The 19428-nt window shown below is 63.3% G+C and carries 19 protein-coding genes and 2 tRNA genes; 8 read left to right on the forward strand and 13 right to left on the reverse strand.

Going from position 1 to position 19428, the window contains the following annotated elements; genetic code table 11:
• Positions 1 to 102 precede the first annotated feature (102 nt).
• The 3 genes from rarD to FNB15_RS11245 all read left to right on the forward strand — a co-directional run bounded on the left by rarD (position 103) and on the right by FNB15_RS11245 (position 2528).
• Positions 103 to 1035: an EamA family transporter RarD gene (gene rarD, locus FNB15_RS11235; protein ID WP_144068785.1), complete on the forward strand. Its 933-nt coding sequence runs from the start codon at positions 103 to 105 to the stop codon at positions 1033 to 1035.
• 96 nt (positions 1036 to 1131) lie between these two features.
• Positions 1132 to 1842 carry a bifunctional nicotinamidase/pyrazinamidase gene (gene pncA, locus FNB15_RS11240; RefSeq protein ID WP_144068786.1) on the forward strand — a complete coding sequence of 237 codons (711 nt, stop codon included), beginning with the start codon at positions 1132 to 1134 and terminating at the stop codon, positions 1840 to 1842.
• Between the two features lie 53 nt (positions 1843 to 1895).
• On the forward strand, positions 1896 to 2528 hold the full coding sequence (locus tag FNB15_RS11245) for an alpha-ketoglutarate-dependent dioxygenase AlkB family protein (RefSeq protein WP_144068787.1): 633 nt from the start codon (positions 1896 to 1898) through the stop codon (positions 2526 to 2528).
• On the opposite strand, the gene FNB15_RS11250 is transcribed toward FNB15_RS11245, so the two are convergent.
• From FNB15_RS11250 to FNB15_RS11275, 6 genes are all read right to left on the reverse strand, one after another.
• The gene (locus FNB15_RS11250) at positions 2500 to 3723 is read right to left on the reverse strand and encodes a sensor histidine kinase (protein ID WP_144068788.1); all 1224 of its coding nucleotides are present in this window, start codon (positions 3721 to 3723) and stop codon (positions 2500 to 2502) included. The two genes, FNB15_RS11245 and FNB15_RS11250, sit on opposite strands and share 29 nt — an antisense overlap.
• Positions 3724 to 3879: 156 nt before the next feature.
• Positions 3880 to 4569 (reverse strand): nucleotide exchange factor GrpE, encoded by a 690-nt coding sequence (gene grpE / locus FNB15_RS11255; protein WP_144068789.1) that lies wholly within the window; start codon positions 4567 to 4569, stop codon positions 3880 to 3882.
• Between the two features lie 92 nt (positions 4570 to 4661).
• Positions 4662 to 5699 carry a heat-inducible transcriptional repressor HrcA gene (hrcA, locus tag FNB15_RS11260; RefSeq protein ID WP_144068790.1) on the reverse strand — a complete coding sequence of 346 codons (1038 nt, stop codon included), beginning with the start codon at positions 5697 to 5699 and terminating at the stop codon, positions 4662 to 4664.
• Between the two features lie 140 nt (positions 5700 to 5839).
• Positions 5840 to 6643: a transporter substrate-binding domain-containing protein gene (locus FNB15_RS11265; protein WP_144068791.1), complete on the reverse strand. Its 804-nt coding sequence runs from the start codon at positions 6641 to 6643 to the stop codon at positions 5840 to 5842.
• A gap of 77 nt (positions 6644 to 6720) precedes the next feature.
• A complete protein-coding gene (locus FNB15_RS11270) occupies positions 6721 to 7239 on the reverse strand; it encodes a TspO/MBR family protein (protein ID WP_144068792.1) in 519 nt (172 codons plus the stop codon).
• 216 nt (positions 7240 to 7455) lie between these two features.
• Entirely contained in the window at positions 7456 to 8298 is an 843-nt protein-coding gene (locus FNB15_RS11275; RefSeq protein ID WP_144068793.1) for a dCTP deaminase domain-containing protein, read from the reverse strand.
• Between the two features lie 30 nt (positions 8299 to 8328).
• On the opposite strand from FNB15_RS11275, the gene FNB15_RS11280 reads away from it, so the two are divergent.
• A complete protein-coding gene (locus tag FNB15_RS11280) occupies positions 8329 to 8820 on the forward strand; it encodes a deoxycytidylate deaminase (RefSeq protein ID WP_144068794.1) in 492 nt (163 codons plus the stop codon).
• Positions 8821 to 8894: 74 nt separating this feature from the next.
• Here FNB15_RS11280 and FNB15_RS11285 read toward each other — a convergent pair.
• Positions 8895 to 8969, reverse strand: a tRNA-Gly gene (locus FNB15_RS11285).
• Between the two features lie 332 nt (positions 8970 to 9301).
• On the opposite strand from FNB15_RS11285, the gene FNB15_RS11290 reads away from it, so the two are divergent.
• Positions 9302 to 9377 (forward strand) — tRNA-Glu (locus FNB15_RS11290).
• Positions 9378 to 9412: 35 nt separating this feature from the next.
• On the opposite strand, the gene FNB15_RS11295 is transcribed toward FNB15_RS11290, so the two are convergent.
• Complete coding sequence (locus FNB15_RS11295) at positions 9413 to 10216, reverse strand: class I SAM-dependent methyltransferase (RefSeq protein ID WP_144068795.1); 804 nt, start codon at positions 10214 to 10216, stop codon at positions 9413 to 9415.
• Between the two features lie 56 nt (positions 10217 to 10272).
• Positions 10273 to 10770 carry an Lrp/AsnC family transcriptional regulator gene (locus FNB15_RS11300; RefSeq protein WP_144068796.1) on the reverse strand — a complete coding sequence of 166 codons (498 nt, stop codon included), beginning with the start codon at positions 10768 to 10770 and terminating at the stop codon, positions 10273 to 10275.
• A gap of 739 nt (positions 10771 to 11509) precedes the next feature.
• On the opposite strand from FNB15_RS11300, the gene trxB reads away from it, so the two are divergent.
• Genes trxB through FNB15_RS11315 form a run of 3 tightly spaced genes read left to right on the forward strand, consistent with a single transcriptional unit; the run spans position 11510 to position 15607 of the window.
• A complete protein-coding gene (gene trxB, locus FNB15_RS11305) occupies positions 11510 to 12481 on the forward strand; it encodes a thioredoxin-disulfide reductase (RefSeq protein ID WP_144068797.1) in 972 nt (323 codons plus the stop codon).
• Positions 12482 to 12515: 34 nt separating this feature from the next.
• Positions 12516 to 13412, forward strand: coding sequence for a LysR family transcriptional regulator (locus FNB15_RS11310; RefSeq protein ID WP_144068798.1), 897 nt, complete (start codon positions 12516 to 12518; stop codon positions 13410 to 13412).
• A 2-nt stretch (positions 13413 to 13414) separates the two neighbouring features.
• On the forward strand, positions 13415 to 15607 hold the full coding sequence (locus FNB15_RS11315) for a PAS domain-containing sensor histidine kinase (protein ID WP_144068799.1): 2193 nt from the start codon (positions 13415 to 13417) through the stop codon (positions 15605 to 15607).
• 270 nt (positions 15608 to 15877) lie between these two features.
• Here FNB15_RS11315 and FNB15_RS11320 read toward each other — a convergent pair whose 3' ends face one another.
• The 4 genes from FNB15_RS11320 to ada form a co-directional block, all read right to left on the reverse strand.
• A complete protein-coding gene (locus FNB15_RS11320) occupies positions 15878 to 16531 on the reverse strand; it encodes an HAD family hydrolase (protein WP_144068800.1) in 654 nt (217 codons plus the stop codon).
• Positions 16532 to 16555: 24 nt separating this feature from the next.
• Entirely contained in the window at positions 16556 to 17524 is a 969-nt protein-coding gene (gene msrP / locus FNB15_RS11325) for a protein-methionine-sulfoxide reductase catalytic subunit MsrP (RefSeq protein WP_144068801.1), read from the reverse strand.
• Between the two features lie 143 nt (positions 17525 to 17667).
• On the reverse strand, positions 17668 to 18147 hold the full coding sequence (locus tag FNB15_RS11330; RefSeq protein ID WP_144068802.1) for a Dps family protein: 480 nt from the start codon (positions 18145 to 18147) through the stop codon (positions 17668 to 17670).
• Between the two features lie 148 nt (positions 18148 to 18295).
• The gene (gene ada, locus FNB15_RS11335) at positions 18296 to 19387 is read right to left on the reverse strand and encodes a bifunctional DNA-binding transcriptional regulator/O6-methylguanine-DNA methyltransferase Ada (RefSeq protein ID WP_221932637.1); all 1092 of its coding nucleotides are present in this window, start codon (positions 19385 to 19387) and stop codon (positions 18296 to 18298) included.
• Between the last annotated feature and the right edge of the window lie 41 nt (positions 19388 to 19428).

The following is a 19428-nucleotide window of genomic DNA, read 5'->3' on the forward strand; positions in this document are numbered from 1 at the left end:
CTCCCCCCGTCCCGCAACGGGTGAGAGATAAAAAATGTCCATAAAAGCCATGGCAATCCGGGAACTCTGCCCCGGTCCGGCCGCCCCGGCTGTGAGGAAACGATGACCGAATCTGCGATTCCGGGCCAGTCTGCCACCCCGGCGAAGCCGGCCCTGCCTTGGGCAGGCATCGGATTCGGGCTAGGGGGTTATTTTCTTTGGGGAATTTCACCCCTGTATTTCAAAGCCGTCGGCGCCGTCGGCGTCCCCCTGCTGGAGCTGAATGCCCATCGGGTGCTGTGGTCTTGCCTGCTCTGCCTCGCGATCCTGCTGGCCATGGGCAAGCGGAAAGAATGGCTGGCCGTGCTGCGCAACCCGCGCCTGCGCAAGGCACTGGCCGCCACCGCGGTCTTTCTGCTGTCCAACTGGCTGGTCTTCGTCTGGGCCATCGACCGTGGCCAGGTGATCGCCTGCAGCCTGGGCTATTACATCAACCCGCTGTTCACCGTGCTGCTTGGCCGGCTGGTGCTGAAGGAGCGGATGACGGCTGTGCAATGGGGGGCATTCGGCCTTGCGGCGGCAGGCGTGGCAGTGCTGATCGGCAATGCCGATTCCGCGATCTGGCTGTCGCTGATCATCGCGGTCAGCTGGGGTTTCTATGCCCTGATCCGCAAAAGCTTCCCGGTCGACAGCCTGATCGGCCTGACCGTCGAAACCATGGTGCTGCTGCCGTTCGCGCTGGCCTATCTGGGCTGGCTGGTCTGGACCGGGCAGGGCGCCTTCGGCGCGGCCGATGGCTGGACGCATTTCCTGCTGCTGCTGGCCGGGCCGGTGACGACCGCGCCGCTGGTGCTGTTCGCCGCCGGCTGGCGTCGGCTCCGCGTCGCCACCATGAGCCTGCTGCAGTATCTCTCGCCCACGCTGCAGTTCCTGCTCGCCGTGCTGCTGTGGAATGAAACCTTCACCGGTGCGCATGCCGTGGCGTTTGCCTTTATCTGGGGCGCGCTGATCGTCTACAGCTGGAATTCCTGGCAGGTTGCCCGCAGAAGCGCCTGATCCGCTGCCTGTTTCCCGGGCAGAAAAAAAGCATTGGACCCGCCGGGATAATGGGGCTTTGCTGACCCGCAGGATCAATCGCGAGCGGGGGCTTTCATGAATCGTCGTCAGGTGATGTTCGGCCTGGGTGGTGCGGCCGTGGCCGCCGGTCTGCCGGGCGCAGTCTTTGCAGCCGGCAAGGTCGCGCATGGCAGCAAGAGCGTGCTGATCGTGGTCGATGTGCAGAACTGCTTCGTGCCGGGCGGCAGCCTGGCGGTGAAGGAGGGCGATGTGATCGTGCCGCTGATCAACAGGATCGCCAAAGGTTTCGAGAATGTGGTGCTGACGCAGGACTGGCATACCGCCGATCATGTGTCGTTCGCGTCGCAGCATAGCGGCAAGAAGCCGTTCGAGGCCGTGAAGCTGCCTTATGGCAACCAGGTGCTGTGGCCTGACCACTGCGTGCAGGGCACCGAAGGCGCATCGCTGGTGAAGGATCTCAGCATCCCGCATGCGCAGCTGGTGGTCCGCAAGGGCTTCCACAAGGATGTCGACAGCTACTCGGCCTTCACCGAGGCCGATGGCAAGACCTCGACCGGCCTCGGCGGTTATCTGAAGCAGCGCGGCATGAAGCGCGTCTTCGTCGTCGGGCTGGCGACCGATTTCTGCGTGGCCTGGACGGCGATGGATGCGCGCAAGCAGGGCTTCGAGACCTATGTGGTGGAAGATGCCTGCCGTGGCATCGACGCGCAGGGCTCGCTGGCCAAGGCCTGGTCTTCGATGAAGACGGCCGGCGTGAAGCGCATCCAGTCGGGCGATCTCGCTTAAAGACCGCAAGACCCGGGCTGGACAATCGCGGGGCATGCGCCAGACTCAAGGCCATGCCCCGCGCCGATTCCGATACAGCTTTCGCACCCTTGCCGGGCTTTCGGCTGCTGCCGGGTTTCCTCGATGCCGCGCAACAGCGTGAACTGATGGCGCAGGTGCAGGCGGTGCTGGAAGACGCGCCGCCCTATCACGCGACCATGCCAAAAAGCGGCCAGAAGATGAGCGTGGCGATGAGCAATGCCGGCGCGCTCGGCTGGTATACGGATAAAGACGGCGGCTACCGCTATGTCGCGCAGCACCCAAAGACCGGCCGGCCCTGGCCGGCGATCCCCGGCATCGCGCGCGATGTCTGGCGCGCGGTCACATCTGACGCCCCCGCGCCGGAAGCCTGCCTGATCAATCTCTATCGCGGAGCAGCGAAAATGGGCCTGCACCAGGATCGCGACGAGGCGGATTTCGCGGCGCCGGTCGTGTCGATCTCGCTGGGCGACGAGGCGATGTTCCGGCTTGGCGGCACGTCTCGCAAAGAGAGTACGCGGTCGTTCAAACTGTCATCCGGCGATGTGCTGGTGCTGGGCGGCGCAGCGCGGCTGGCGTTTCACGGCATCGACCGCGTGCTGCCCGGCACCAGCCGTCTGGTGCCCGGCGGTGGCCGGATCAATCTGACGCTGCGGCGGGTGACGTAGCTTCCGCCAGCGCGGCCAGCCCCATTGCGCCGAGAATGGGCGGCGGCGGGAATTCCGCGCGGATCGTTGTGCCTTCGCCGGGCGTGGACTGGATCGCGAAGCGGCCGCCATGCATCTCGACCAGCGACTTCACCAGCGGCAGGCCAAGTCCCGTGCCCTCGTATTGCCGCGTCAGGTCGTTCTCCACCTGGCCGAACGGCGCCAGCACGACGGGGATATGTTCCGGCGCGATGCCGATGCCGGTATCCGTCACCCAGATGCCGAAGGCGCCGTCCTGCAACGGCGCGGCGCCCACCTCGATGCGGCCGCCGGCCGGGGTGAATTTCACCGCATTCGAGATCAGGTTGAGCAGAATCTGGCGCAGCGCCTGGCGATCGACGAAGCCTTCGAACAGCCGCGCATCCACCGTCATCGTCATGAACACGCCACGGCCTTCGGCGCGTTCGCGGAAGGTGCGCAGGCTGGCTTCCATGATCTCGACCGGATCGGTCATTTCCGGCTGGATGCGCCAGCTGCCGCTCTCGATCTTCGACATGTCGAGGATGTTGTTGATCAGGCTGAGCAGATGCTGGCCGCTGGACAGGATGTCATCGACATATTCGGCGTAGCGCGCATTGCCCATCGGCCCCAGCAGCTGCTTCTGGATCACCTCGGCGAAACCGATGATGGCATTCAGCGGTGTGCGCAATTCGTGGCTCATATTGGCGAGGAATCGCGTCTTGCTGAGTGAGGCTTCCTCGGCCTGCTGGCGGGCGCGGTCCAGCGCGCGGTTGCGCCGTTCGCTGCGCGCCATGCCGAGCTGCAGCAGCGACAAAGCGGTGCCGACGCCGTAATAGCGGCTGTTGCGGGTGACGATGAAGCCGCGCAGCAATGCACTCTGGTGTTCGTCGGCGATCAGGCTTTCCAGTCGGTCGACGCTGATGCTGGCATCCACAATGAGCGGCGCGCGGTCCATCAGCGCCGAGACCGGCTTCTTGGCATACAGCGCGCGGCCATAGTCGCGCGAAAGCTGGGTGATCAGGTCGTAGCGGTTGATCAGGCCGACGGGGCGGGCATCCTGCACCACCGCCAGGGCTGCCAGATCGGGGTCGGACTGGAAGCGGAGATCGACGTCCTCGCAACGCATGCTGCTGTGGACCGGCGGCAGGGCTACGGCAACGGTGCCGATGGTCTCGAGCGCCTCGGAAGTCATCATGTCCAACGGTCGATCCCCAGCCTCTGCCTGCGGGGCGACTATCGGCGAACCAGATTGCGGTTTTTTGACAAAGCCGGATGTTTGCGGCGAATTGTCGAGGCGAGTGACGCCAGCGACAATTCGCGCAGATTTAGCGGCGAACTCGCGCCGGCTGAATCAAGCCTTGGTGTTGATCGACTGGCCGGGCTGGATTTCCGGCGCCGGACCGCCCTTCGACACGCCGACCATGGCGGCGCGCAGCAGGCGGCCATGCTGCATGTAGCCGGCCGCGATCACCTGCACCACCATGCCGGCGGGCTGGGTCGGATCCTGCACCTCGAACATCGCCTGATGCTGGTTGGGATCGAAACGCTGGCCCTTCGGATCGATCCGCGTGATGCCATGGCGTTCGAACACCGACAGCAGCTCGCGCTCGGTCGCCTCGATGCCGATCACCAGGTTGCGCACCGGCTCGCTGGCGTCGGCCTCGGATTTCGGCAGGGTCTCAATCGCGCGGCGCAGATTGTCGGCCACGGTCAGCACGTCTTTCGAGAATTTGGCGGCGCCGTATTTCAGCGCGTCTTCCTTCTCGCGCTCCATGCGCTTGCGCAGGTTCTCGCTCTCGGCGGCGGTGCGCAGCAGGCGGTCTTTCAGTTCGGCGATCTCGGCCTGGGCTTTCGCGAGCGGATCGTTGGCGGCCGGCTGCTCGGGCACGGCGTCGGGCTTCGGCGTCAGCTGCGGTGCGTCCGGCGCGGGCGCGGCCGGATGCGACGGCTGGTGGCCGGACTGCTGCCCGGATTGCTGCCCGGTGCCCGGATTGAGGGGTGCGGTATTGAGGGTCGGTTCGATACGGTCGTTCTGGCTCATCGGGGTCTCTCTGCGCGCCCTGTCTGTTACGGGCCTGCATATACGGACGGCAGCACGGAAATGAAAGGGGGAAGGGTTAAGTTCCCCGGAAATTAGCCAATAAGCCTGCCAACCACTTGGGCGGTGAAATCCACCATCGGTACGACGCGGGCATAATTCATGCGCGTCGGCCCGATCACGCCGATGGCGCCGACGATGGCCTGATGCTGGTTCTGCAGCGGCGCCACGATCAACGAACAGCCGGCGCGGCGGAACAGCGTATTCTCCGAACCGATGAAAATGCGCACGCCCTCGCCGCCCTGGGTCAGGTCGAGCAGGCGCAGCATCTCCTCTGAATTCTCCAGCTCTTCCATCAGATTGCGGATGCGTTCCAGGTCGGCCATCGCCGCCACGTCGTCCAGCAGGTTGGTGCTGCCACGCACAATAAGAGTCCCGCGATTGGCTTCGGCGCCGCCCCAGACGGCCAGGCCGGCTTCCACCACGCGCGCGGCAAGCTGATCGAGCTCGGCCTTGCGCTGCTGCAGCTCGTGCAGGATCTCGGTACGCGCCACCGCCATGGTGCGGCCCTTGAGGCGCTGCGACAGGAACTCGCCGGCCTCGGCCAGCGCGCTGTCGGTCAGGCCGGCCGGCATGTCGAGCATGCGGTTTTCCACCTGGCCGGATTCCGACACCATCACCACCAGCGCCTTGCCCGGCGACAGCGGCACGAATTCGACATGGCGCAGCGGCGCATCCACCTTCGGCGCGACGACCAGCCCGGCATGGCCCGACAGGCCCGACAGCACGCCGGTGGCTTCCTTCAGCACGTCCTGGAAGCCGCGGCCCGAGGCGGCGCAGCGGCCTTCGATCGAGCTGCGCTCGTCCTGCGTCAGGTCGCCGACCTGCAGCAGACCATCGACGAACAGCCGCAACCCGCTTTCGGTCGGCAGTCGGCCGGCCGAGGTGTGCGGCGCATAGAGCAGTCCGGCCTCTTCCAGATCGGCCATGGTGTTGCGGATGCTCGCCGGCGACAGCCGGTGTTCCAGCTTCTTGGAGATGAAGCGCGACCCGACCGGCTCGCCGGTCGTCATATAGGTCTCGACCACTAGCCGCAGGATGTCGCGGCTGCGCTGGCTCATTTCCTGGATCATGCCACCAGACTTAAGAAGGTGGCGGGGTCCAGTCAATGCCGCAGGTGTTCCTTACGGCTTCATGCCGGCCAGAGGATTGCTTTGCCCGGCATGAGGCTACGGCTCATGCCGGCCAGAGGATTGTTTTGCCCGGCATGAGGCTACGGCTTCATGCCGGGCGGCGCGACCTGCGACGCGGTCAGCCCCATGGCATCCAGCGACCTGCGGATGCTGCCATTGGCCTTCTGTTCCTCGACAAAGGCGCTGACCCAGGCGAGCGCCGCCGCCTTGCCGCGCGGCACCGCCACCGAGGTGGTGGAGTTCAGGAAACCGCCATCCAGCACGCGCGAGCCCGGCAGCTTGTCGCGCAGGCCGAGCAGCGACTCCCGCGACAGCCCGATGGCCTCGGCATTACCGGCCTTCACCAGCGCCACCGCATCGTCCACGCCGCGCACATGGGTGATCTTCGCCTGTTTGAAATGCGCCGCCGCCGCGCGCGCCGTGGCGGTGCCTTCCACGCCGGCGATGCGGATATCGGGCCGGTCGACCTCGGCCAGCGTCTTTGCGCTCACCTTGTCCGACACCAGCAGCGTGCTCTGCAGCAGATGATAGGGCGTGCCGAAATCGACGAGTTTCGCGCGGGCCGCGTCATGCGGCATGAAGGTGACGTCCCAGGCATCGTTGTCGCCGGCCGCCGTGATTTCGCCAGTGGAGGCATAGGCCACGAACTGCACCGGCTTGCCGAGTTTGGCGGCCAGCGCATGGCCCAGATCGACCGTCACGCCCCGGTACTGCCCGTTTGAATCTTTGACAGCATAAAGCGCGGAGGGCGCCGGCGAGATCGCGATGGCGACGCGGACGCTGCCTTTCGGTGCGAGCTCGTTCAGGGGAGCGGTCTGTGCCATGGCTTCAGACCCCGTCAGAACTGCGGCTACCGTCACGGCCCGCATCAGCATGCTGCGCATTGTTTCCTCCTGCTTTTGTGGCGGGAAGTCTAGCGCAGCAACGGGCCAGCGGCGATCACACAGTTGCGATGGCGCGGCTAATTCAGCTGCCAGATCGCAAAGGTCAGATATGCCGCGAAGCTGACCCAGAGCAGATAAGGGGTCAGCAGCAGCGCCGCGATGCGGTCATGCCGCGCGAAGGTGACGATGCAGGCGACGATCGCCAGCCACAGCAGGCCGATCTCGGCCAGCGCCCAGCCGATCATCTGCTGGCCGAAGAACAGCCACGACCAGCCGAGATTCAGCACCAGTTGCAGCGCGAACAGCAGCAGCGCGGCGCGCGCCTGGTTCAGGCCAGCCCCCGTTCGACTTGCTTGGCGCCAGACCCGCCAGGCGGCAATCGCCATCAGCGCATAGAGCGCGGTCCAGACGATGGGGAAGGCGAGATCGGGCGGCGTCAGCGCCGGTTTGGCCAGCAGCGGATACCAGGTCTTCACGGGCTCAGCCGTAATGGCGCCGCCCAGCGCCGAGATGCCGAAACAGGCCGCGAAAGACAGCGCCAGCGCGAGCAGGCTGCGGGGCGCAGTGAAAGGCGGGGCGCGATGACGGGTTTGCATGTGCAGGACATAGCCCGCAGCTTCGGCCAAGCAAGGGGCGCAAACGCAAGGCTGCGACGCTGCTGTGAGCGCTGTGATGATGGTCGGTCTGGAGATGGGCAGAGAAGAAATGGGGCGGGCGAAGGGATTCGAACCCTCGACCCCAACCTTGGCAAGGTTGTGCTCTACCCCTTCAGCACATCTCCACTCTGACTAGCCTTTTCGAGAGGAACAATTTTAGCGTGCTCCGGGAGAGGGTTTGGTCTTAGAGGTTAGTTCATCAATCTTTCTTGCGAGAGCGCGGTACTGAGCTTCAATTTCATGCAGCTTCTCGTCTTGAGTCCCGATCTTTAAAGTCCGCTCCTTCAAAGTATTAATTTCTGAAGTATGCAATTTATGGTTTTCCAGCAAGGAATCGACCTTAGCATTATCTTTTTGTAGCGAATTATAAATTGGAGGAACGGAAAGCCACGCAACCGGTACGGTTACGCTGAGAATCGCAATTACCAAAGCAATTAAGCCAATCCGCATTGTCAATTTCGGACTGATAAAGCCGAAAATCTTTTCCGATAACTCAGGCGCTAAAGAGTCGATAGTGAGGAAGGTGTTCGAAAATGATTTCGTCAGCTTCTCAACTTGCTTCGTGTATTGTTCAACTGATTTTCTTTCAGGTTTAGGAGTTGTGGCCTCGTGATTCATGAATAACAGACGGAAAAATGGTTTGCCTTTCTCAATTTCGAACTCTTCTCTGCTAAAATTGACTATGGCTGTAGCTAAGGGGCCATCCCACCCGGGATCAACAATGCCTAATGTGAGAGCCAATACTCCATCATGAGTCCAACTGGTTTTGAGTGTCGCCAAACCAGTTACATCATGGGGGATTTTAAATGTTTCCCTAGACACCACCCAGACTAATCCACGAGGGCGTAGTGTATAGCTCTGGGATGAAATGGTCTTTCCACCTGTTATAATTTCGCCGACTGTTGCGTCATATGTTGTTGCGCGCGCTGATGCTTGAGCGGGCGCATCCCCAACAGTAACGATAGCTTTGGCTAGAATTTGTTGGCTCGTGAGTATCATGGAACCCTCAAATAGAAATTTATTACAAATATGAAACCTAAGGTATTTTTAAATCAAACGGAGGCTGATCGCCACTACTTATGGCGCGCCGTACTGGAGAGTTCGAAATCGGAGGATCCGAAAGCAAAACTTACCGCTACATCGGCCGTCGGGGCAGTAATTGCTGATAATAATAGTGTAATCGCAGCGTCAGCTAATGTTCTTCCTTACAAGCTCAAAGAAGCATTTAAAAAGAGCAGAAAACGCGTCACGCTTCAAAACAGAGAGTTTGTAATTGAGCACGCGGAGCGAGCGGCAATTTATAAAATGCTGCTGGACGGTCGAAGCCCCTCTGGTGCGACCTTATATTGCACTCGCTTCCCTTGTAGCGACTGCGCCCGCGCAATTGTGACTGCAGGAATTCGTCGAATAGTTCTTGCTCAAGGGTTTGGCAAAGACAAATCTCATTGGAGGCACCAACAAAGGGCCGCCAAAGATTTGCTAATTGATAGTGGCGTAAAGATTAGATTCTTTAAGTTATAGCGGAATCAATGGGGCCGCTCGCAAAGAGCCGAATACACTGCAATATTGAAAAGATACATAAATATTGGAGAAGATGGAGCGGGCGAAGGGATTCGAACCCTCGACCCCAACCTTGGCAAGGTTGTGCTCTACCCCTGAGCTACGCCCGCTCGGCGCCGGTAAATCCGGCCAAAACCGGTCTACCGAAGACTGGCCGGGGCGACCCGGCGACGTTCTGGCCGGAGCCTGAACGACCAACCGGCGGGGTGCCGGTTGCAGGCGCGCACTATACCCAGCCGAAAACCCGATGCAAGCGTCTCGTTTGACAAAATAACCGGCAAAAGAGTCGCCCGGCCAATGGCTTCCGCCAGTGGAAGATTGCCGCCAAGCGGCTGGCGAAACTGGGGTTATTCGGGCATCGGCGGGGGAAAGCCCTTGCGCGCTCAGGACGGCTCCTGTATCTGGTGCCACCTCGCGGGCGGCCGGTCCGCCGCGATTATGGGTCCCCATCGTCTAGAGGCCCAGGACGGCGCCCTCTCACGGCGCAAACCGGGGTTCGAATCCCCGTGGGGACGCCAACTTCTTTCTGGAAAATCTGGCAGCGCAGAACCGCTCACGCCACGCGGCGGGCGATGATCTCCATGCCGACGCGATAGCGCTGGCTGATCGTGTAATGCAGCGGCCGGAAGCCCTGCGCCTCCAGCAGCTGATACAGCCGGGCGCGGCCGAAATTGTGGAAATGCTCCAGCTCGCCCCAATAGGGATTGGCCTGCTGCGCCGTCAGGGCGCGCCACAGCGGGCAATCCGCATTCGGCATCGACAGGAACAGGATGCCGTCCGGCCGCAGCAGGCGATGCGCGGCGTCGAGTCCCGCCCTGGGGTAGGGCATATGCTCCAGCACATCGGCCATGCTGATCACGGCATAGCGGCCATTCTGGTCGAATTTGGTGATGTCGATGCAATGCCCCTCGATGCCGGCGCTGATCAGCGTCTGCACATTGTCGCGCCGCAGATCGGCGCCCACCGGGGTGAAGCCGTATTCCATCGCCGTGAACAGCAGAGAGGCATTGCCGAAACCGACATCGAGCCACACGTCTCCCGCCCCAGGGCCCGCGGCAGGGCCGGCCACATGGCGCGCGACACGCTCCACGATGGGCGAGAAGATGGCGCGCTGCTTCTCCATGTCCCAGCCGACCGCCTGGTAGTCGAGCACGCGCGAGAAGACCACCTCCGCCGCCGCATCGGTGAAATAGCCGTCGGTGAAGACATGACCGCAGTCGGCGCAGGCCATCCAGGCCATCACCGGCTCCAGGATGGGATTGTAGAGCGGATGCAGCGTGCAGTTCGCTTCCAGGATCTTGCTGAAGCTGCGCGAGCCGCAGAGCGGACAGGTCTCGTAAGGGATGCGGGAGGTCACGGGATTAAGCCGCCGGGCAGTGCCGCGTCAGATTCGGGGCGTGACACGCGCGCCACTCACTCCGCCGCGTGTTCCTCGGCCGGCATATCCACCGGCACGCCGGGCTCGCTCTTCGAGCAGCGGATGGTCAGCGCGGTTTTCACATGCGCGACGTTCTGCAACGCCGTCAATTCGCGCGTCAAAAACGTCTGGTAGGCGTCCCAGTCGCGCGCCACGATCTTCAGGATGAAGTCGTTCTCGCCGGCCAGCATGTAGCATTCGCGCACCTGGGCCCAGCCGGCCACGGTCTGCTCGAAGGCCACCAGGTCATGCTCGGCCTGGCTGCTCAGGCCCACCATCGCAAACACCGTCACGCCATAGCCGAGCTGCTGCGGGTTCAGGTCGGCATGGTAGCCCTTGATATACCCGGCCTCCTCCAGCGCGCGCACGCGGCGCAGGCAGGGCGGGGCCGAAATGCCGACCCGCTGGGCGAGCTCGACATTGGTCATGCGGCCATCAGCCTGCAGATCGGCAAGAATCTTGCGGTCGATGAGATCGAGTTTGACGCGTTGCATGTAAATTTTCTCGGGATGGGAGGTTGACGCAATAATATTATAAAATTGAGCAAGATTCCAAGCCTCGAGAGCGAAATAAAATTGCGTATGGCGCGCGGCAGGCGGGACGGGATTGATATTAAGCTGCATGTTTCCTATATGTTCTTATTATCCTGCCTGCCATGTGCCGGCGGGGCGATAAGTCGTTGTTGGACAACTGAATCTGCCTGGCTGGCCGGGCCCGGGCGGCACGAAGCGCCACGAACACTGGCGAACCGCCACGAACGCTGGCGAACCGCCACGAACGCTGGCGAACGCCCACGAACACTGGCGAAGCGCCGCGAACGCTGGCGAACGCCCACGAACGCTGGCGAAGCGCTGCGAACGCTCACGAACCCGACTCAGCACGAACCGGACCTGAATCAGCCCCAACTGACCCGAATTGGTTTCGACCTCCCCGGGGGCGATGGCGTCCCGGACGGCCTTATGGAGACTACCGGGCGCGGTTATGACCGCCGTCACCGCCAGATCCCGAGGAAATCTTCCGGGCCGCGCTATATCGACTGGCATGAATCGCGAGTCGCACAGGATGTTTCACCGGGATTTCACTGGTGTGTCATTTGACCTTGGGCGCAGGCCGCGTCATTGCTGCGCTTTCGCTGCACAGCCGGCCTTTCCCTTGCACCTGATCCACCCGCTGTCATAATCCGAAACCGCTCGTTTTCAGCGTTTTAGCCTGCGCCGGAGTCGCAATCGTCCCATGGCCACCACCCATCGCACCAAGGTTCTCATTCTCGGTTCCGGCCCGGCCGGCCTGACGGCCGCCATCTACGCGGCGCGCGCCTCGCTGCAGCCGATCCTGGTGCATGGCCTGCAGCCGGGCGGCCAGCTCACCATCACCACTGATGTCGAGAATTATCCGGGCTTCGCCGAAACCATCCAGGGCCCCTGGCTGATGGAGCAGATGGAGGCGCAGGCCAAGCATGTCGGCACCACCATCATCAACGACTACATCGTGTCGGTCGATCTGTCGAAGCGGCCCTTCGTCGCCAAGGGCGATGGCGGCGATACCTACATCGCCGACACGCTGATCATCGCGACCGGCGCGCAGGCCAAGTGGCTCGGCCTGCCCAGCGAACAGATTTGGCAGGGCTTCGGCGTGTCGGCCTGCGCCACCTGCGACGGCTTCTTCTATCGCGGCAAGAAGGTCGTGGTTGTCGGCGGCGGCAATACCGCCGTCGAAGAAGCGCTGTATCTCACCAACCACGCCACCGAGGTGGTGCTGGTGCATCGTCGCGACAGCTTCCGCGCGGAAAAGATCCTGCAGCAGCGCCTGTTCGCCAATCCCAAGATCAGGGTGATCTGGGATCACACGGTCGATGAAATCCTCGGCGAAGAGGGCAAGGGCGTCACCGGCGTGCGGCTCAAGAACGTCAAGACCGGCGTCACGCAGGAGGTCGCTACCGACGGCTTCTTCGTCGCCATCGGCCATACGCCGAACACAGACCTGTTCAAGGGCCAGCTGCCGCTCGATTCAGAAGGCTACCTGACCACCAGGCCGGGCACGACGCAGACAACGGTCGCCGGCGTGTTCGCCGCCGGCGACGTGCAGGACAAGATCTATCGCCAGGCCGTCACGGCCGCCGGCACCGGCTGCATGGCAGCACTTGAAGCCGAGAAATTCATCGCGCATCACGCGCACAGCGACGCGTCGGCCGAAGCAGCCGACTGAAACGCAGCTGCAACTGCGTTCATAAGGGGGGGATATGTCGGCGCTTGACTGGGACAAGCTGCGCATTTTTCACGCGGTGGCGGAAGCCGGCAGCCTGACCCATGCCGGTGAGGCGCTGGGCCTGAGCCAGTCCGCCGTCAGCCGCCAGATCGGCGCGCTGGAATCGCAGCTCAATGCCACGCTGTTCCATCGTCATGCGCGCGGCCTGATCCTGACCGAACAGGGCGAGCTGCTGTATCGCACCGCGCGCGACATCTTCGCGCGTCTTGCGGTGACGGAAGCCATGATCGCCGACGCCAAGGACAAGCCGTCGGGCGAGCTGAAGGTCACCACCACGGTGGCATTCGGCACGATCTGGCTGGCGCCGCGGCTCAAGGAGTTCATGGACCTCTATCCCGATATCCGCATCGAGATGGTGGTGGACGATCGCGAACTCGATCTCTCCATGCGCGAGGCCGATGTGGCGATCCGCATGTGGAAGCCGACCCAGGCCGACCTGATCCACCGCAAGCTGCTGACCGTGCACAACCACGTCTATGCCTCGGTCGATTACGTCACGCGCCGCGGCACGCCGCAGAGCATCGAGGACATCGACAAGCATCATGTCATCGTCTACGGCGAAGAAGCGCCGGCGCATTTCAACAACATCAACTGGCTGCTCAAGGTCGGCGATCCGGCCGTGCCGCGCGACCCGATCCTCACCGTCAACAATGTTTATGGCGTGATGCAGTCGGTCGCCAGCGGGCTGGGCATCGCTGCGTTGCCCGACTACATGGTGGAAGGCAATCCGCGCATCGTGCGCGTGATGCCCAATGTCGACGGCCCCAGCTTCGACACGTATCTCGTCTATCCTGAAGAACTGCGCAACACCAAACGCCTTGCCGTATTTCGCGACTTCCTGCTGCGCAAGGTGGCGGACTGGCGTTACTGAGCATGGACCGTAAACCGGACATGGTTGGCGGCGGCATGGCCCGGCGCAACGAGTTGCTGGTGCGTGTGCGCCAGCCGCTCGATATGGCGCTGCAGGTGCTGGCCGCCCTGGCGGTGGCGCTGCTGCTCGCCGACTTCCTCTCAGCAGGGCTGCGGATCGGCTATCTGGTCGCCACCGTCGCCGTCGCGGGCCTGCAATTCCTCACCCATCGCAGCTTCATGGCGGATCGCGACCGGCGCAGCCACGCACAGGCCTGGCGCTGGCGTCTGATGGCGGTCTACGGCCTGAACGGCGCGCTGTTCGGCGCCACCGCCGCCATTATTGTACGGCTGCCCTACGAAGGCGCGCCGCTGCTGGCGCTGCTCTGCGTGCTCGGCATGATCAGTTCGGTCAGCCTCACAGTTGCCGTGCAGTTCGCCGTCTCGGCCACGGTGATCCTGCTCAGCGCGTTGCCGGCGGTGATCTCGCTGCTGCTGGCCGATACGCAGGACCAGCGGCTGCTCGCCGGGGCCGGCGTCATCGTCATCGTGCTGCTGCTGAGTTTCGCGCGCCGGCTCAACCGCTATTTCCATCGCACCACCGAACTGGTCGAGCGTCTGCGGCAGATGCTGCAGGACCGCACGCGCAGCAGCAACGATGCCGAAGCCGCGCAGCGCCGCCTGCGCCAGATCCTGGACACCGCACCATTCCCCATCGTGGTGGCGCGGCGCAGTGATGGCGCCTTCCTCTACAGCAACCGCCCGGCCGCCGAACTCTTCGGCATCGAGGACGGCGATCCGGGGGCGGCGCCGCGCTTCGTGCTGGATCCGGCGCATCGCGACCGCATCTTCAGCGACGTCGCCCAGCCGGACGAGGAACTGCAGATCGGCACCGCGCAGGGCCGCGCGATCTGGGCCACCATGGCGGCCGTACCGATGCGCTATGGCGAGGATGAGGCAGCCCTCGTCGTTGTGAACGACATCACCGCGAAGAAAACCTCGGAAGCCCGCTTGCGCGAGGCCGAGCAGCGCCTGAGCGACGCGTTGTCGGTGGCGCCGGATGGCGTGGCGCTGTTCGATCCGGACCAGCGGCTGGTGATCTGCAATCCGGCCTATGCCCGCATCATCGGCGTGTCGCTGCATGCCATCGCCGGGCTGAACCATCGCGACATCTGCCAGGCGTCGGTGGGCAGCCGCCCGGCCCCGGCCGCGGCCGGTGTGAAGACGGATTACGACGACTGGGTCGCCACGCGGCTGCGCACCTTCAATCTCGCCAATGGCGAGCCGCATATCTTCTACGACACGCGCGACCGGCGCTGGCTGCAGATTCGCGACTTCCGCATGGAGTCCGGCGGCACGGCGTCGCTGATCACCGACATCACGGCGCTCAAGCGCGGCGAACGCGAGCTGCGCGTGGCCAACGAGACCCTGGCGGCGCGTACCGAAACCCTGGAGGCCGCGCGCAAGACCGCGATCAAGGCGCATCAGGATGCCGAATTCGCCAATCGCGCCAAGAGCCAGTTCCTCGCTCATATGAGTCACGAGCTGCGCACGCCGCTGAATGCCATCATCGGTTTCTCCGAGATCATGTCGCTGCAGCTGCTCGGCGCGTCGGGCGTGCCGCAATACGATCGCTATGCGAGCGATATCCTCGCCGCCGGCCGCCATCTGCTGGCGGTGATCGACGACATCCTCGACCTGTCCAAGGTAGAGGCCGGCAAGATGAAGCTGGACAGCGAGCAGGTCTCGTGGGACCGGCTGCTGCAGGATTGCTTCACGCTGCTGCGTCCGCTCGCCGCCGACCGCATGGTGACGCTCAGGATCGCGCCGGCGCCGGAAGGCGCGACGATCTTTGCCGACGAGCGCCTGGCCAAGCAGATGCTGGTCAACCTGCTGTCGAATGCCGTGAAATACACGGCGTCGGGCGGTGAGGCGATGATCCGGCTGCGGCCGGGCAGCGACGGCAGCGCGGTTGTCGAGGTGACCGACACCGGCGTCGGCATGGATGAAGCTGATATGCAGAAGGCGCTGGAGCCCTTCGGCCGCATCGATTCCGCGCTGGTGTCGCAGATGCGCGGCACCGGGCTCGGATTGCCCCTGGTAAAGGCGCTGATCGAGCTGCATGGCGGCCGGCTGGAGATCGAATCCGAGCCTGGTCGCGGCACCACCGTGCGGCTGCATTTTCCGGCCCAGACGGCCACGGACATCGTCCCGTAACGGATTGAATCGCATAGGCTTGTAGGCAAACACTTAGTTATGCAGCCGATGCATGCCTGTGTTGCCAATTCTCTGGATACTCAAACCTGTCGACAGGGGGTACACCAATCCCTGTCAGATGTTGCGTCGCAGCATCTCCCGGTTTTTGGCTTCGGCCAGAAACTTTGGTCGCTGCAGCTCCCCCGCTGTATCGACCAGTCCGCGCGTCTCGCGCGGAGCCTCCCTGTTATGACTTAGCCGGCCTGTTTTCAGGCCGGCTTTTTTTTGCCTTCAGCGCCGCAGCAGCAACGGCGGCAGTTCAGCCATGCGGCTGAATACGCGGCAGCCCAGCGCGGTAAAGGCGTCACCATCGCCGTCAGGGCGATAGGCAAACACCGTCATGCCGGCACGGAGGCCGGCGGTCGCGCCGGGCAGGCTGTCTTCGACCACGGCGCAGGCCCCGGGCGCCACGCCTCCCATCTGTTCGGCGGCGTAAAAGAAGAGATCTGGATTCGGTTTGCCGCGCGCCACCTGCTGCGCGCTGAAGATGTGGCTGCCGAAGTGATGGTTCAGACCGCAGAGCTGCAGGCTGACGGCGATCTTGTCGAGTTCGGACGACGAGGCGACGCATTTCTGCAGGCCGGACACGGAATCCAGCATCGCCGGCGCGCCGGGGATCGGCTTCAGGTCGCTGTGCAGGCGACGATAGGTTTCCGCCTGCAGGTCGTCCTCGAAATCGTCGGGCAGCGCGATGCCGTAGCGCTCGTGCAGCAGGGCGTAGCAGCTCGGCAGGCTCAGGCCGGTCAGGTCGCGGGCGAGGCAGGCTTCGTCCACCTCGGCCGGCAGGCCATGCGGCTGCAGCTTTTCAAAGAAGACGCGGTTGGCGAGCGGCTCGCTGTCGACCAGCGTGCCGTCCATGTCGAAGATGATCAGATCGTAGGCCATCCGGCAGGGATAGCCCGACCCAGCTCACATGAAAAGCTTTTCGCCCGCGCCGGCATTCTTGTAGAGATCGGCGACCTGCTCGCCGTAGCCGTTATACAGCTGGGTGGGAATGCGCCGGCCGCTGCCGATCACTTCCTCGGTCGCCTGGCTCCAGCGCGGATGTGCCACCATGGGATTCACATTGGCCCAGAAGCCGTATTCGTCGGCGGCCAGCCCTTCCCAGAAGGTCTTGGGGCGCTTGTCGGTGAAGGTGAACTGCACGATCGACTTCACCGACTTGAAGCCGTATTTCCACGGCACTGCCAGGCGCAGCGGTGCGCCGTTCTGCCTGGGCAGCGGCTTGCCGTAGATGCCGGTGGCGATATAGGCGAGGTCGTTGGTCGCCTCTTCGATGGTCAGGCCCTCGGTATAGGGCCAGGGATACCAGAACTGCTTCTGTCCGCTGGCTTCCTGCGGCCGCGAGAAGGTCTTCATCACCAGGTATTTCGCGCCCGACGTCGGCTGGGCAAACTCGACCAGCGCCTTGAGCGGGAAGCCGCTCCACGGCACCGTCATGCTCCAGGCCTCGACGCAGCGGAAGCGATAGAGCCGCTCATCGACCGGCATCTTGCGGATCAGTTCCTCGGCATCAATGGTGATATCCTTGGCCACCATGCCGTCGATCTTCACCTGCCAGGGCTTGATCGTGAGCGCCTGCGCCGAACGGTGGATATTCTTGCTGGTGCCGAATTCGTAGAAATTATTGTAGCTGGTGGCGACCTTCTCTTCGGTGAGGTCGCGGCCGGGATCGAAAGCGGTGTTGCGCTTGGCCGGATAAAGCTCCGGGGCAATGGCGGCGGCATCGGCCGCAGCGAAGGCCGGGCGAAGGCCGGCACTGGCCAGCAGGCCGGTCATACCCATGCCAGCGAGAAGCTTGCGGCGGTCGAGGAATACGGATTCCGGAGTTGCCTGGCTTTCCGGCAATTCCCAACTGCGATGTCGCCTGATCAGCATCGGTTTACTCCGCTCGCTGTACCTGTCCTGAAAAGCCGGCCCGCGACCGGCAGGATTGAATCTAGTGGGTCGCGGGCGGTCTTCCAATCAAGGTTCGGTGAGACGCGGTGAAACGTTACAGCCGAACAGAGATAATTTTCGCGTTACTTCTTTTCCAGCAGGCTGCGCAGCATCCAGGCGGTCTTCTCATGGATCTGCATGCGCTGGGTCAGCAGGTCGGCGGTCGGCTCGTCCGACGACTTGTCGACGACCGGGAACAGCGCACGGGCGGTCTTGCTCACCGCTTCGTTGCCCTTCACCAGGTCCTTGATCATGTCCTGCGCGCCCGGCACGCCGGTGACTTCCTTGATGGAAGACAGCTTGGCGTATTGCGCATAGGAACCCGGTGCGTAATGGCCCAGGGCACGGATGCGCTCGGCGATCAGGTCCACAGCCAGTGCCAGTTCGGTATATTGCAGCTCGAACATGGTGTGCAGGGTCTGGAACATCGGACCTTCGACATTCCAGTGGTAATTATGGGTCTTCAGATAGAGTGTGTAGGTATCAGCCAGCAGATGCGACAGACCGTCGGCAATCTTCTTGCGTTCCTTTTCGGCGATGCCGATGTCGACAGCGACAGCCATGGGGCTACTCCTTGTTTTCTGCGGTTCCGCTTCGTTAATTTAGAACTATTCCAAGAGGCTGCAAGTTCCCCTGCCATGCAAAGCTATCATGGCAGTCCCGAATCTGCGCCGATTGAAGCGAAAAATTGTTGCCGCAGGATGGCGTCCGTCACTCTGCGGGTTCGAGCGCCACACCTTCGCTGGTGAGCAGCTTTTCCTTGCGCTCCAAGCCCCAGCGATAGCCGCCGAGGCCGCCGTCGCTGCGCAGCGCCCGATGACAGGGCACCAGCACACCGATGATGTTGTTGCCGCAGGCCGAGCCGACGGCGCGCGAGGCCTTGGGTGCGCCCAGGCTCTGGGCGATCTGCTGATAGCTACGGGTCTCGCCGGCGGGAATGGCCTGCAGGGCTGTCCAGACGCGGATCTGGAACGGCGTGCCGCGCAGATCGAGGCGCAGACCTTTCGGCGGTTCCCTGCCGGCCAGCATGGCCTCCAGGGCCGCGAAGGCCGCCACGCCGGCAGCGTCATCGCGGTCGATGCGGGCGGCGGGGAATTCGTCGCGCAGTTCGGCCAGCATCGCTTTTTCGGTGTTGCCGAACAAAAGCGCCGCCACGCCGCGTGTGCTTTCCGCCACCAGGGTCGCGCCCATCGCGGTGCGGCGGATCGCCACCGTCAGCGTCAGCCCTTCGCCGCCGCGGCGGTAATCGGCTGGCGTCATTCCGAGCCAGCGTCCGGCTTTTTCATAGACACGGCTGGCGGCGCCGAAGCCGGCGCCATAGATCGCCTCGGTGACGCCGTTGCCATTGCGCAATTCCGTCTTGAGCAGCGCGACACGCTGCGCTTCGGCATAGGCGCGGGGACTCAGCCCATAAGCCGCTGCAAAGCGGCGCTGCAGATGTGTCGCCCCCATATGGGCTTCTTTGGCCAGCTGCGGCAGCGTCGGCGTCGACTCTCCGGCCGCCAGCCTGCGGTCGATCAGCTTGCGGGCACGTTCCAGCCGCGCATCCGCGGCCGGTGCCTGCCCCTTAATATAATTTTGGGGCTGGCAGCGTTTGCAGGGGCGGAAGCCGACAGCGGTCGCTGTTTCGATATCGGCAAAGATGCGGACGTTTTCGCGCTTCGGCGCCCGGCTGACGCAGGAGGGGCGGCAGAAAATCTTCGTGCTCGCCACGCCATAAAAGAAGCGGCCGTCGAAGCTGGCGTCGTTGCCGTTGATGGCGGCGAATTCAGTGTCTGTGGGCAGTCGCTGTGTCTGTTTCATGCCAGCAAACATAGGGGCCGGATGTCCCTGCCACTATCCGC

Source organism: Ferrovibrio terrae (assembly GCF_007197755.1).
Taxonomy (GTDB): domain Bacteria; phylum Pseudomonadota; class Alphaproteobacteria; order Ferrovibrionales; family Ferrovibrionaceae; genus Ferrovibrio; species Ferrovibrio terrae.

Coding starts and splice junctions, on each gene's coding strand:
- msrP (WP_144068801.1), bottom strand. CDS start 17,524: ATGCTGATCAGGCGACATCGCAGTTGGGAATTGCCGGAAAGCCAGGCA.
- FNB15_RS11320 (WP_144068800.1), bottom strand. CDS start 16,531: ATGGCCTACGATCTGATCATCTTCGACATGGACGGCACGCTGGTCGAC.
- FNB15_RS11330 (WP_144068802.1), bottom strand. CDS start 18,147: ATGGCTGTCGCTGTCGACATCGGCATCGCCGAAAAGGAACGCAAGAAG.
- ada (WP_221932637.1), bottom strand. CDS start 19,387: ATGAAACAGACACAGCGACTGCCCACAGACACTGAATTCGCCGCCATC.
- FNB15_RS11280 (WP_144068794.1), top strand. CDS start 8,329: ATGAAACCTAAGGTATTTTTAAATCAAACGGAGGCTGATCGCCACTAC.
- FNB15_RS11300 (WP_144068796.1), bottom strand. CDS start 10,770: ATGCAACGCGTCAAACTCGATCTCATCGACCGCAAGATTCTTGCCGAT.
- rarD (WP_144068785.1), top strand. CDS start 103: ATGACCGAATCTGCGATTCCGGGCCAGTCTGCCACCCCGGCGAAGCCG.
- FNB15_RS11265 (WP_144068791.1), bottom strand. CDS start 6,643: ATGCGCAGCATGCTGATGCGGGCCGTGACGGTAGCCGCAGTTCTGACG.
- FNB15_RS11250 (WP_144068788.1), bottom strand. CDS start 3,723: ATGATGACTTCCGAGGCGCTCGAGACCATCGGCACCGTTGCCGTAGCC.
- FNB15_RS11310 (WP_144068798.1), top strand. CDS start 12,516: ATGTCGGCGCTTGACTGGGACAAGCTGCGCATTTTTCACGCGGTGGCG.
- FNB15_RS11275 (WP_144068793.1), bottom strand. CDS start 8,298: ATGATACTCACGAGCCAACAAATTCTAGCCAAAGCTATCGTTACTGTT.
- FNB15_RS11245 (WP_144068787.1), top strand. CDS start 1,896: ATGCCCCGCGCCGATTCCGATACAGCTTTCGCACCCTTGCCGGGCTTT.
- trxB (WP_144068797.1), top strand. CDS start 11,510: ATGGCCACCACCCATCGCACCAAGGTTCTCATTCTCGGTTCCGGCCCG.
- pncA (WP_144068786.1), top strand. CDS start 1,132: ATGAATCGTCGTCAGGTGATGTTCGGCCTGGGTGGTGCGGCCGTGGCC.
- grpE (WP_144068789.1), bottom strand. CDS start 4,569: ATGAGCCAGAACGACCGTATCGAACCGACCCTCAATACCGCACCCCTC.
- FNB15_RS11270 (WP_144068792.1), bottom strand. CDS start 7,239: ATGCAAACCCGTCATCGCGCCCCGCCTTTCACTGCGCCCCGCAGCCTG.
- FNB15_RS11315 (WP_144068799.1), top strand. CDS start 13,415: ATGGACCGTAAACCGGACATGGTTGGCGGCGGCATGGCCCGGCGCAAC.
- hrcA (WP_144068790.1), bottom strand. CDS start 5,699: ATGATCCAGGAAATGAGCCAGCGCAGCCGCGACATCCTGCGGCTAGTG.